Origin of the sequence: Pantoea hericii (assembly GCF_014155795.1) — a bacterium.
Lineage (GTDB): Bacteria > Pseudomonadota > Gammaproteobacteria > Enterobacterales > Enterobacteriaceae > Pantoea > Pantoea eucalypti.
This window is the reverse complement of the sequence record NZ_SCKV01000005.1, coordinates 264,587-277,335: the sequence shown is the minus strand read 5'-3', so window position 1 is coordinate 277,335 and position 12,749 is coordinate 264,587. Positions and strand designations below refer to the sequence as shown.

At 55.7% G+C, this 12,749-nt stretch carries 12 protein-coding genes; 10 read left to right on the top strand and 2 right to left on the bottom strand.

What is annotated here, in order from left to right; all coding sequences use genetic code 11:
* The first annotated feature begins 164 nt into the window (after positions 1-164).
* From nudF to H7K52_RS13125, 6 genes are all read left to right on the top strand, one after another.
* A complete protein-coding gene (gene nudF, locus H7K52_RS13150) occupies positions 165-800 on the top strand; it encodes an ADP-ribose diphosphatase (RefSeq protein WP_033761442.1) in 636 nt (211 codons plus the stop codon).
* On the top strand, positions 797-1,222 hold the full coding sequence (locus H7K52_RS13145; protein WP_182630117.1) for a DUF1249 family protein: 426 nt from the start codon (positions 797-799) through the stop codon (positions 1,220-1,222). Before nudF ends, H7K52_RS13145 begins: the two co-directional genes overlap by 4 nt.
* Positions 1,223-1,264: 42 nt before the next feature.
* The gene (cpdA, locus tag H7K52_RS13140; protein ID WP_003848455.1) at positions 1,265-2,092 is read left to right on the top strand and encodes a 3',5'-cyclic-AMP phosphodiesterase; all 828 of its coding nucleotides are present in this window, start codon (positions 1,265-1,267) and stop codon (positions 2,090-2,092) included.
* A gap of 3 nt (positions 2,093-2,095) precedes the next feature.
* The gene (gene yqiA / locus H7K52_RS13135; RefSeq protein ID WP_154926777.1) at positions 2,096-2,677 is read left to right on the top strand and encodes an esterase YqiA; all 582 of its coding nucleotides are present in this window, start codon (positions 2,096-2,098) and stop codon (positions 2,675-2,677) included.
* A gap of 48 nt (positions 2,678-2,725) precedes the next feature.
* On the top strand, positions 2,726-4,621 hold the full coding sequence (gene parE / locus H7K52_RS13130; protein WP_003848457.1) for a DNA topoisomerase IV subunit B: 1,896 nt from the start codon (positions 2,726-2,728) through the stop codon (positions 4,619-4,621).
* 94 nt (positions 4,622-4,715) lie between these two features.
* Positions 4,716-5,615 (top strand): LysR substrate-binding domain-containing protein, encoded by a 900-nt coding sequence (locus H7K52_RS13125; RefSeq protein ID WP_003848458.1) that lies wholly within the window; start codon positions 4,716-4,718, stop codon positions 5,613-5,615.
* 380 nt (positions 5,616-5,995) lie between these two features.
* Here the strand turns inward: H7K52_RS13125 and H7K52_RS13120 are convergent, their stop codons facing one another.
* Positions 5,996-6,304: a putative quinol monooxygenase gene (locus H7K52_RS13120; protein WP_003848459.1), complete on the bottom strand. Its 309-nt coding sequence runs from the start codon at positions 6,302-6,304 to the stop codon at positions 5,996-5,998.
* 47 nt (positions 6,305-6,351) lie between these two features.
* Positions 6,352-6,933, bottom strand: coding sequence for an NAD(P)H-dependent oxidoreductase (locus H7K52_RS13115; RefSeq protein ID WP_078804982.1), 582 nt, complete (start codon positions 6,931-6,933; stop codon positions 6,352-6,354).
* A 167-nt stretch (positions 6,934-7,100) separates the two neighbouring features.
* Between H7K52_RS13115 and H7K52_RS13110 the strand changes: the two genes are divergently transcribed.
* The 4 genes from H7K52_RS13110 (at position 7,101) to ftsP (ending at position 12,683) form a co-directional block, all read left to right on the top strand.
* Entirely contained in the window at positions 7,101-7,865 is a 765-nt protein-coding gene (locus H7K52_RS13110; RefSeq protein WP_050540841.1) for a transporter substrate-binding domain-containing protein, read from the top strand.
* Positions 7,866-8,054: 189 nt separating this feature from the next.
* The gene (gene parC, locus H7K52_RS13105) at positions 8,055-10,328 is read left to right on the top strand and encodes a DNA topoisomerase IV subunit A (RefSeq protein WP_003848464.1); all 2,274 of its coding nucleotides are present in this window, start codon (positions 8,055-8,057) and stop codon (positions 10,326-10,328) included.
* Between the two features lie 45 nt (positions 10,329-10,373).
* Complete coding sequence (locus H7K52_RS13100) at positions 10,374-11,111, top strand: 1-acylglycerol-3-phosphate O-acyltransferase (RefSeq protein ID WP_003848465.1); 738 nt, start codon at positions 10,374-10,376, stop codon at positions 11,109-11,111.
* A gap of 141 nt (positions 11,112-11,252) precedes the next feature.
* Entirely contained in the window at positions 11,253-12,683 is a 1,431-nt protein-coding gene (ftsP, locus tag H7K52_RS13095; RefSeq protein WP_003848467.1) for a cell division protein FtsP, read from the top strand.
* Positions 12,684-12,749 lie beyond the last annotated feature (66 nt).

Here is a 12,749-nt window from a genome sequence, read left to right as displayed (position 1 = left end):
GCCAAAAAATTATCGCCGATTCTAGCAGAGGGCAACTGTGAGATAAGTTGGCTGAAAGTGCCTTCTATCTCTAATCTACGTAAATATTTCAGAAAGAACTACTTACATGGAGCACGGTTACAGGCTTTTTTCGCTCCACCCCAATCTGCACAAGGAACCTGATGATGCCGGAAGAAAAAAAATCCCCTGTGACTTTCACAAAAAACGATGTAGAAATTATTGCACGAGAAACACTCTACAAAGGTTTTTTTTCCGTTGAGCGATACCGCTTCCGCCACCGCCAGTTTAATGGCGAAATGAGTGGAGAAGTGCAACGCGAAGTTTTTGAGCGCGGACATGCTGCCGTGCTGCTACCTTATGATCCCTTACGCGATGAAGTGGTGCTGATTGAACAGATCCGCATCCCGGCTTATGACAGCAGTGCTTCACCCTGGCTGCTGGAGATGGTCGCCGGTATTATCGAACCCGGTGAATCAGTCGAGCAGGTTGTGCGCCGTGAAGCTGTTGAAGAAGCAGGATTGGACGTCGGTCGGGTTAAGCCAATGCTTAGCTATCTGGCCAGCCCTGGCGGCACCAGCGAACGTTTATCGGTGCTGATTGGGGAAGTGGATGCCAGCCAGGCAGAGGGATGCCATGGTCTGGAGGAAGAGAATGAGGATATTCTTGTCCATGTGGTGAGCCGCGAACAGGCGTACCGCTGGGTGGAAGAGGGGATAATTGATAATGCGGCGTCTGTCATCGCCTTGCAATGGCTGGCGTTGCACCATGAAAAACTACGCGAAGAGTGGATACAAAAATGAAACAGCGCTATACCCCTGACTTTCCCGAAATGATGCGGCTCTGCGAAACCAATTTCGCCCAGTTACGCCGCCTGCTGCCGCGTAAACATGAGGCGGGAGAATCGGTGATCTATCAGGTGAGTGGCGCCCGTTATCAACTGACGATTCAGGAGTCGACACGCTACACCACGCTGGTGGAGATCCGCCAGGTCGCACCTGCCGTGAGTTACTGGAGTCTGCCCTCGATGTCGGTCAGGCTCTATCACGATGCGATGGTCGCCGAAGTGTGTTCAACTCAACAGATCTATCGGTTCAAAGCGCGCTATGATTATCCTAATAAAAAATTGCATCAGCGCGATGAAAAACATCAGATAAACCAGTTTCTCGCAGACTGGCTGCGTTACTGCCTGGCACATGGCGCGATGGCGGTTCCGGTCTGCTGATGCGTATAATGCAGTAAATGGCGTGGAGACGAAGGAAACGCTTTGGATAGCCTGCTAACTCTTCCTGCAGCGAACGGTTCCGAAATCAGGATTTTGCAAATCACGGATACCCACCTGTTCGCGGGAAAACATGAATCGCTGCTTGGGGTGAACACCTGGTCGAGCTACGACGCCGTGCTGGATGCGATTATTGCGCAACATCGCGACTATGACCTGATCATCGCCACGGGCGATCTCGCCCAGGATCACTCTATCGAAGCCTATCAGCATTTTGCTGAGGGCATCTCTCGCTTGCCGCGGCCCTGCGTCTGGCTACCCGGTAATCACGATTTTCAGCCCGCAATGGTGGATACACTGGCGGCAGCGCACATCAATGCCCATAAGCAGGTGCTGGTGGGTGAGCAGTGGCAGATTGTGTTACTCGACAGCCAGGTCTACGGTGTTCCGCATGGAATGCTGAGCGACTATCAGCTGGAGTGGCTCGACAACGCGCTGGCCCGCTTTCCGCAACGGCATACGCTGGTTATGCTGCATCACCATCCGCTGGCCTCTGGCTGCACCTGGCTCGATCAGCACAGCCTGCGCAATTCGCATCAGCTTGATGCCGTGTTGCAGCGCTACCCGTTAGCCCGGACGCTGGTCTGTGGCCATATTCACCAGGAGCTGGATATGGAATGGCATGGCCGTCGGGTGCTGGCGACGCCGTCTACCTGTGTCCAGTTCAAACCGCACTGTACCAGTTTTGCGATTGACACCGTGGCTCCCGGCTGGCGCTGGTTTACACTGCATCCGGATGGCGGCCTTGAGACCGAAGTGAACCGGCTTGACACCGACGCTTTTCGTCCCGATTTAGACTCCGAAGGATACTGACGCGTGGCAGCACTGCTCTATCTGCACGGTTTTAACAGTTCGCCGCAGTCCGCGAAGGCGACTCAGTTCCGGCAATGGTTAGCGATGCAGCACCCGGAGATCGACATGATCGTGCCACAGCTGCCGACCTTTCCCGCTGATGCGGCGGCAATGCTGGAAGACCTGGTGCTGAGCCGCAGTGGCGAAACCCTGGGCGTGGTAGGATCGTCGCTGGGCGGTTATTACGCCACCTGGCTGTCTCAATGTTTTATGCTGCCGGCCGTTGTCGTCAATCCCGCAGTACGCCCTTTTGAACTGCTGGTGGATTTCCTTGGCGAAAATCAGAATCCCTACACGGGCCAGCAATATGTGTTAGAGTCACGCCACATTTACGATCTCAAAGTAATGCAGATTGAACCGCTGGAAGCGCCCGATTTACTCTGGCTGCTGCAACAGACCGGCGATGAAGTTCTCGATTACCGACAGGCACTCGACTATTACAGCGCGTGCCGTCACACGGTAGAAGAGGGCGGAAATCATGCATTTACTGGATTCGAGCGCCATTTCCCGCAGATTCTGGACTTTCTTGGTCTGAATCATCCCTGAGTAATGCGGAAATCGCACCAATTTCACCCTTCTAATCAGACATTTACGATGAGTCAATCAAACTATAACGCGGATGCCATTGAGGTCCTGACTGGCCTTGAGCCTGTTCGCCGTCGTCCGGGCATGTACACCGATACGACGCGGCCCAACCATTTGGGTCAGGAAGTGATTGATAACAGCGTCGATGAGGCGCTGGGCGGCCACGCGAAGCGGGTTGAAGTGATTCTGCACGCTGACCAGTCGCTGGAAGTTATTGATGACGGGCGCGGCATGCCGGTGGATATTCACCCGGAAGAGGGCGTACCTGCTGTCGAGCTGATCCTGTGTCGTCTGCATGCGGGTGGCAAGTTCTCCAATAAAAACTATCAGTTCTCGGGCGGTCTGCACGGCGTCGGCATTTCTGTGGTTAACGCCCTGTCAAAACGCGTCGAAGTCACGGTGCGCCGTAATGGCGAAATCTATGACATGGCGTTTGAAAATGGGGACAAAGTTCAGGATCTCACGGTTACCGGCACGGTGGCGAAACGCAACACCGGTACGCGCGTCCACTTCTGGCCTGATGAAAGCTTCTTCGACAGCCCACGCTTCTCGGTATCACGCTTATCCCATCTGCTGAAAGCCAAAGCGGTGCTCTGTCCTGGCGTTGAGATTGTCTTTAAAGACAAACTGAACAATACCGAACAGACCTGGTGCTACGAAGATGGCCTGACGGACTACCTGTGCGAAGCGGTGAATGGCTTACCGACGCTGCCGGAAAAACCCTTTGTCGGCAGTTTTGCCGGCGATGTGGAGGCGGTGGACTGGGCGCTGTTATGGCTGCCGGAAGGCGGTGAACTGTTAACCGAAAGCTACGTTAACCTCATCCCGACGATGCAGGGCGGGACACACGTTAACGGTCTGCGTCAGGGACTGCTGGATGCGATGCGCGAGTTCTGCGAATACCGCAATATCCTGCCGCGTGGCGTCAAACTCTCAGCGGAAGATATCTGGGATCGCTGTGCCTATGTGCTGTCGGTCAAAATGCAGGATCCTCAGTTTGCCGGGCAGACCAAAGAGCGTCTCTCTTCACGTCAGTGCGCAGCCTTTGTCTCTGGCGTCGTCAAAGATGCCTTCAGCCTGTGGCTGAACCAGAACATTCAGACGGCAGAACAGCTGGCTGAGCTGGCGATCTCCAGCGCCCAGCGGCGTATGCGGGCAGCCAAAAAAGTGGTGCGTAAAAAGCTCACCAGCGGTCCGGCGCTGCCGGGCAAACTGGCGGACTGCACCGCGCAGGATCTGAATAAAACGGAATTGTTCCTTGTCGAAGGGGATTCGGCAGGCGGATCGGCCAAGCAGGCGCGCGATCGTGAATATCAGGCGATCATGCCGCTCAAGGGCAAGATCCTGAATACCTGGGAAGTCTCGTCCGATGAGGTGCTGGCATCACAGGAAGTCCATGATATTTCTGTGGCGATCGGCATTGATCCTGACAGCGAAGATCTTTCGCAGCTGCGTTACGGCAAAATCTGCATTCTGGCGGATGCGGACTCAGATGGTCTGCATATTGCCACGCTGCTCTGTGCGCTGTTCGTCAAACATTTCCGCTCACTGGTCAGCAATGGTCACGTCTATGTGGCCATGCCGCCGCTTTACCGTATTGATCTCGGTAAAGAGGTCTACTATGCGCTGGATGAAGATGAGAAAGAGGGCGTGCTGGAGCAGCTGAAACGCAAAAAGGGTAAACCTAACGTTCAGCGCTTTAAAGGGCTGGGTGAAATGAACCCGCTGCAGTTGCGTGAAACCACACTGGATCCGAATACCCGCCGCCTGGTACAGCTGACTATCAGCGAAGAGGATGTCGATCAGACGATACGCATGATGGATATGCTGCTGGCGAAAAAACGTTCCGAAGACCGGCGCAACTGGTTGCAGGAAAAAGGCGACACGGCCGATATCGACGTGTAAAAGACAGGACGCGAAAGCGTCCTGTTTTGTTTATGCTTGCACCTGTACACCTTCATCGAACCTGGCTGATTTAGAGAGCAGAGACAGCAATCTTGTGAAAATTACCCTGGAAGAGCTACGTGCCTGGGTGGCGGTGGTAGACAGTGGTTCCATTACTGCGGCGGCATCCCAGCTGGCGCAGACCAGTTCAGGCATCAGCCGGGCACTCTCCCGGCTGGAGAGCAAGCTGCAGACCACGCTGTTGCATCGCACTACCCGACGGCTGGCGCTGACCGAAGAGGGTCAGGTTTTTCTGGAGCATGCGCGCCAGATCCTGGCCTCCGTTGAGCAGGCCGAAGAGCAGATTGCCCTGCGGCGCGAGATGCCGTCAGGACGGCTTCGGGTGAACGCTGCCACACCCTTCATGCTGCATGTGATTGTGCCGCTGGTAGACGATTTCCGCGCCCGTTATCCGCTGATCCAGCTTGAGCTGAATACCGACGATATTATGATCGATTTGCTGGAGCAGCAGACGGACATTGCTATTCGTATCGGTGAACTGCGTGACTCTACATTACATGCACGGCTGCTCGGCAGCAGTGCGATTCAGTTGATGGCCAGTCCGGCCTATCTGGCAAAAGCGGGCACGCCACAAAGCGTGGCCGATCTCGCACAGCATCAAAAAATCGGCTTTAGTCATCCTGAATCCCTCAACGTCTGGCCGGTCCTGCAGCCTGATGGTGATTTCATGCGTATTAAGCCGACTATCTCAGCTTCCAGTGGCGAAACCATCCGGCAGCTGGCGCTGGCGGGACAGGGCATTGCGCGTATCTCCGACTTTTTCAGCCGGGAAGATTGCGCCACTGGCCGGCTGGTGCCTGTACTCTCCGCGGAAACCCGCGATCTGCGCCTGCCGGTGCATGCGGTTTATTACCGAAACACCACGCTCTCTTCGCGCATCGGCTGCTTTCTGGATTTTCTTCGCAGTGAGATTGATCGGCGGCAACTGCTGTAAGCCGGTCTGCCAGAAACAAAAAAACCTCTGTCGCAGGACAGAGGTTCAGATAGATGACAATTACGCATTCGGGCACATCTGACCGCAATGCATTCGCTCAGCGCGCAGGGGCCAGGGTCAGAGGAGGAAAACGTCCCGCGGCCTGGGACAAAAACGCCGGGAGCGTTTTTGAACAACGCAACGCGTTGGCCCGGTAACGGGCGCACCTCAGGGATGAGGTGCGTAATCGCGCGGGCCGGGCATGTCATGGATGACGGCTTTTGCGTTTTTCCGATCTGACCCTGATCCCTGTGCCAGCTCGATCTCACAGCGACGGTGGCCGGAATTTATCCCCAGCCTTAACCCCAGCTACACAACCGCAGTAAAGCCTTCAGCACTAATCAGGCGCTGGGTTCCAGCACCAGAATCTTCACATCCACCACATCATCTTTAATGATGCTGCGATGCGCATCCATGTGCGGCATCTGCTGATGCTGCTCAAGATGGCGCAGGCTTTCCCACTGCTCTAACATGAAAATGGAGTCCGGCGAGTTCTGCTTCCACGGCACCTGCGCCTGATGGTCCAGCAACGCGTCATACTGATGGCAGCCATCTTCTTCTAACACCAGCGGGATCAGCTTTTTCACCGCATCCAGCACGGCCTGACGGCGACCGGGTTTAACACAAATTTCAGCAACGACGGTTAACATTCGTGAATTCCTCTTTCGTGGGAAAATAGGGGTAGCCCCTCATCATCTTACGCAAAAACGCGGCTAAGATGGGTCCGATAAGCGGCAATATCACGCGGCACGTCCGGTGCTTTGATCACATCGTTGCAGATAAAGGTCGGCAGCGCTTCCATTCCCAGGAACTGGTTGGCTTTGTGGAAGTGCAGATAGAGACCATCGACGCCAACACCTTCAAAGAACTGCTCCGGGTCAGTAAAAGCCTGTAGCGGCGCATTCCACGTCAGTGACAGCATATATTTTTTGCCCTGCAGCAGACCGCCGGAACCGTACTTCTTCGCCGCATCAGAACGGGTTCGGCCATCGCTGGCGTAGAGCGAGCCGTGACCTTCGGTAAAGACCTCATCAATGTAACGCTTCACGGTCCAGGGTTCGCCCATCCACCAGCCCGGCATCTGATAAATCACGACATCGTTGTCGACATATTTCTGCACTTCATCGGCAATCACGTAGTTGCTGTCGGCCACGGTCACTGACACTTCATGGCCCATATCACGCAGCTGACTGGCTGCAACATCGGTCAGGGTGTGGTTCAGTTCACCTTTAGAGTGGGCAAACGTTTTGCCGCCATCAATAATTAAAATCTTGCTCATGCACAGGTTGCCTCGTTTTCTGAATATGGCGCCTAGCTTACACGTGCGCCATTCCCGGAAAAATGGGAGGTAGATCACAACACTTTTGCTGTGGCAGCAACAATACGCCGGTTTATGGCACCATCGTTGGGCAAACTCACTATGAAAACAGTCAAGAAAACATCAAAATGAAAAAAATCGTTTTCTCTTTACTGCTGGCCAGCAGTGCGGTCCAGGCACAATCTCATCTCGACACCATTCTCAGTTCTAAAACGCTCAGGGTCTGCACCACCGGGGATTACAAGCCTTACAGCTTTCTTCGCCCGGATGGTCAGTATGAAGGGCTGGATATCAGCATGGCGAACGCACTGGCGACGTCGCTCGGCGCGAAAGTGGAGTGGGTACCGACCACCTGGAAAACCCTGATGCCTGACTTTCTGGCAAAACAGTGTGATATCGCCGTCGGCGGCGTCTCCGTCACGCTGAAACGTCAGCAGACCGCCTGGTTCGCCCGGCCGCTGGATGTGGATGGAAAAATCCCGCTGGTGCGCTGCACGGATAAAGACCGCTTCCAGACCATTGAGCAACTAAACCGGCCTGACGTGCGGCTGATTGAACCGGCTGGCGGCACCAACGAAGCCTTTGTACACAGCCATCTGCCGAAAGCCTCACTGACGCTGTTCCACGATAACGTCACCATCTTCCAGCAACTGGTGGATAAAAAGGCGGATGTGATGATTACCGATGCCTCTGAAGCGCGTTTTCAGCAGCAGCATTACCCGACGCTCTGTGCGATCAATCCCGACAAACCGCTACAGTATGGCGAGAAGGCTTATATGATTCCGCGTGACGATATCAGCTGGAAGCTCTATGTCGACCAGTGGGTGCATCTCAGCACCGCCACCGGCGAATATCGTGATATTGCCCGCCAGTGGATGGGCGCAAAGCCCTGACGCACTCGCGCTGAGAGTCCATGCACCTGGCGCGAGAATCAGGTACTTCCGTCGGCTGAAATCGCGCTGAGTGACGCCTGCTGTCCCGCGCTTCCCCTGTGACTAACACTGGCGAATAAGGTACTATCCTCGCCAAACCACCGCCGGGTGTCCCGCCGTTGTGGGCCACGATGTGAGGATGAGAAATTCATGAGTGAACTGACGCAGGATGGTGCAGAGCGTCTTGCCCTGCATACCTTTACCGAGGATGCGTATTTAAAATATTCGATGTACGTCATCATGGACCGCGCGTTGCCTTATATCGGTGACGGGCTGAAGCCTGTACAGCGACGCATTATCTACGCCATGTCGGAACTGGGTCTCAATGCCAGCGCCAAATTTAAAAAATCCGCGCGCACCGTGGGTGATGTGCTGGGTAAATACCATCCGCATGGCGACAGCGCCTGTTATGAAGCGATGGTATTAATGGCGCAGCCGTTCTCTTACCGTTATACGCTGGTCGATGGACAGGGTAACTGGGGTGCACCGGATGATCCCAAGTCGTTTGCAGCCATGCGTTACACCGAATCACGCCTGTCAAAATATGCCGAGCTGCTGTTAGGTGAGCTAGGCCAGGGAACGGTGGAATTTCAGCCGAACTTTGACGGCACGCTGCAGGAGCCAAAAATTCTGCCGGCGCGTCTGCCTAATATCCTGCTCAATGGCACTACCGGCATTGCCGTCGGTATGGCGACCGATATTCCGCCGCACAATCTGCGCGAAGTCGCTCAGGCCGCCATTGCGCTGATTGACGCACCAAAAACGACGCTGGAAGCGCTACTGGATATCGTTCAGGGGCCGGATTACCCGACCGAGGCGGAGATCATTACGCCGCGTGACGAGATCCGTAAAATGTATCAGACCGGTCGCGGCTCTATTCGCCAGCGTGCGGTATGGAAAAAGGAAGAGGGTGAGGCGGTCATTACCGCGCTGCCGCATCAGGTCTCCGGCGCACGCGTGCTGGAACAGATTGCTAACCAGATGCGCAATAAAAAGCTGCCAATGGTTGAGGATCTGCGTGATGAGTCTGACCATGAGAACCCGACCCGTCTGGTGATCGTGCCACGCTCCAATCGTGTCGATCTCGATCAGATAATGAATCATCTGTTCGCCACCACCGACCTTGAGAAAAGCTACCGCGTTAACCTCAACATGATCGGGCTGGATAACCGCCCGGCGGTGAAAAACCTGCATGAGATCCTGACCGAGTGGCTGGTGTTCCGCCGCGACACGGTCAAGCGTCGTCTTAATTACCGACTGGATCGCGTGCTGCGCCGCCTGCATATCCTGGAAGGATTGCTGGTTGCGTTCCTGAACATTGATGAAGTCATCGACATCATCCGTACTGAGGATGAGCCGAAGCCGGTTCTGATGTCACGTTTTGGCATCAGCGAAACCCAGGCCGAATCGATCCTCGAACTGAAGTTGCGTCACCTGGCGAAGCTCGAAGAGGTGAAGATCCGTGCCGAGCAGGCGGATCTGGAAAAAGAGCGCGATCAGCTGCAGGCCACGCTGGCCTCTGAACGCAAGATGAACACCCTGCTGAAAAAAGAGTTACAGGCTGATAGCGCCAGTTACGGCGACGATCGCCGTTCACCACTGCGTGAGCGTGAAGAAGCCAAAGCGCTGAGCGAAACCGAGCTGGTGCCGTCTGAACCGGTCACCATTGTGCTGTCGCAGATGGGCTGGGTGCGCAGCGCCAAAGGTCACGATATCGATCCGGCCGGACTGAGCTACAAAGCGGGCGACAGCTATCTGGCTGCGGCACGCGGCAAGAGCAATCAGCCGGTGGCCTTTATCGACTCCACCGGCCGCAGCTACACGCTGGATCCGACATCACTGCCTTCCGCGCGCGGTCAGGGCGAGCCGCTGACCGGCAAGCTGACGCCACCGCCGGGTGCCGTCGTTGAACAGGTGCTGATGGAGCCGGATGACCAGCGTCTGCTGATGGCTTCTGATGCAGGCTACGGCTTTATCTGTACTTTCAGCGATCTGGTATCACGTAACCGCGCCGGTAAAGCGCTGCTGACGCTGCCGGAAAATGCCCGCGTGATGACGCCGATGGCCGTCCATCATGAAGATGACATGCTACTGGCGATTACACAGGCGGGACGGATGCTGATGTTCCCGGTTGGCGAACTGCCGCAAATGTCGAAAGGCAAGGGCAATAAAATCATCTCGATTCCGTCAGCGGAAGCGGCTGCCGGTCAGGATAAACTGGCCTGGCTGATGATTCTGCCGCCGGGCAGCGCTATCACGCTGCACGTGGGCAAGCGTAAAATGCTGCTGCGAAGTGAAGAACTCCAGAAATTCCGCGCCGATCGCGGACGTCGCGGCACGCTGTTACCGCGCGGCCTGCAAAAAATTGATCGTGTTGAACTGGATGCGCCTGCGCGTCCGGCGAGCCCGGATAGCGAAGCGTAAACTACCCGGCTGACCCTGCGTCAGCCGCGGCTCAATGAGGGAACTATGTTACTGATTCTGCGTGCCATTATCGTCATCATTTATTCGATTTTAATCTGTATTTTTGGCTGTATCTGGTGTCTTTTTTCACCCCGCGATCCGCGCCACGTCGCGACGTTTGGTCGTCTGTTCGGCAAATTGTCGACGGTGTTTGGCCTGAAAGTAGAGTTGCGCAGACCGGAAGGCGCAGAGAATTATGGTAATGCGATCTACATCGCCAACCACCAGAACAACTACGACATGGTCACTGCGGCTAAAATGGTGCAGCCCTATACGGTCACCGTGGGCAAGAAGAGCCTGCTGTGGGTGCCGTTTTTTGGCCTGCTCTACTGGCTGACCGGTAATCTGCTGATTGATCGCGATGACCGGGCTAAAGCGCGCGGCACCATCGGTGAGCTGGTGGATCAGTTCAACAGCAAGCGCATCTCGATCTGGATGTTCCCGGAAGGGACGCGCAGTCGTGGTCGTGGCTTGCTGCCGTTTAAAACGGGTGCCTTCCACGCTGCCGTGGCGGCCGGTGTGCCGATCATCCCGATTGTGGTCTCGAACACACACGGCAAGATCAATCTTAACCGCTGGAACAATGGACTGGTCATCGTTGAAATGCTGCCACCGGTTGATGTTAAAGCTTTCGAGTCGTCGTCGGTACGTAAGCTGGCAACCCACTGTCGCGAACAGATGGCGGCAAAGCTGGAAGAGTTGAACGCCGAAGTCGCCGAACGCGAAAAAAACGGAAAAATCTGACCGGCGAATCACTCGCCGAACTCATCTGCAGGGATGCAACCCGGCGAGCCTTTACCGGCTCGTCGTGAACGCAGCACAGCAAAACAGATCAATAAAAACAGGGTCGGCGCTCAGCGCCAAGCGTAAAGGGTCAGAAGTTTTATGTCTTTCAGCAGACGTCAGTTCATCCAGCTTTCTGCCGGAGCGGCGCTTAGCGCCAGTGTACTACCTCATGCGGCGCGCGCCGCTTCTCCAGCTAATGGCGATACGCCACTGCCCATTCCGCCGTTACTGGAATCCCGTCGTGGCCAGCCGCTGTTTCTGACGATGCAGCGCAGCCACTGGTCCTTTAATGGTGACAATAACAAAGTGCCGGTATGGGGCATTAATGGCCTCTATCTGGGGCCGACCGTTCGGGTTTACAGCGGCGATGACGTTAAGCTGATCTACAGCAATCGGCTGAATGAGTCAGTCTCCATGACGGTCAGCGGTTTGCAGCTGCCAGGGGCGTTAATGGGCGGTGCGCCACGTATGATGTCGGCCGGTGTGGACTGGTCGCCAGTGCTGCCGATTCGTCAGGCGGCTGCAACCTGCTGGTATCACGCTAATACCCCAAACCGCATGGCTCCGCACATTTATAATGGTCTGGCGGGCATGTGGCTGGTAGAAGATGATATCGGCAAACAGCTGCCGCTGCCGAAGCATTACGGTGTCGATGACTTCCCGATTATCATTCAGGACAAACGGCTCGATAACTTCGCCACGCCAGTCTATGACCCGCCACAGGATGGCGGCTTCCTGGGTGATACTCTGCTGGTGAATGGCGTACGCAATCCCTTTGTCGAGGTGTCACGCGGCTGGGTGCGTCTGCGCTTGCTGAACGCCTCAAATGCGCGACGTTATGAGATGGTGCTAAGCGACAACCGTCCGTTTATGGTCATCGCCAGCGATCAGGGCTATCTGCCTGCACCGGTGGCGGTGCAGCGTCTGTCACTGGCACCGGGCGAACGCCGCGAAGTGCTGATAGATATGTCGCAGGGTGATGAAGTGTCGATAACGGCGGGTACGGCGGCGGGCATCATGGACAGGCTGCGCGGTTTCTTTGAGCCATCCTCTATTCTTACCTCTACCCTGATCCTGACGCTGCGACCCACCGGCTTACTGCCGCTGGTGACAGATAATCTGCCAATGCGGCTGCTGGCCGATCAGATTCTGGATGGTGTGGCGGTTCGCACGCGCGAATTCCGCATTGGCGACAGCATGCCGGGCATTAATGGCGCGCTCTGGGATATGAACCGCATTGACACGACCGCGCAGCAGGGCACCTTTGAACGCTGGATCCTGCACGCTGACCGGCCACAGTCACTGCATATTCAGGGCGTGATGTTCCTGATTAAAAGCGTGAATGGGGCGCAGCCGATGGGCGAAGATCGTGGCTGGAAAGATACGGTCTGGGTGGATGGCAGCGTGGAGCTGATGGTCACCTTCCCGCAAAGCTCATCCGATCATTTCCCGTTCGTCTATTACAGCCAGACGCTGGAACTGGCCGATCGGGGTACGGCGGGGCAGCTTGAGGTGCAGCCCACTTCATAACAGCGCGGTCAGGCTGGAAAGACCGGCCTGACCGCGTTAATTACACGCTACTCTGCAGTTCCAGGG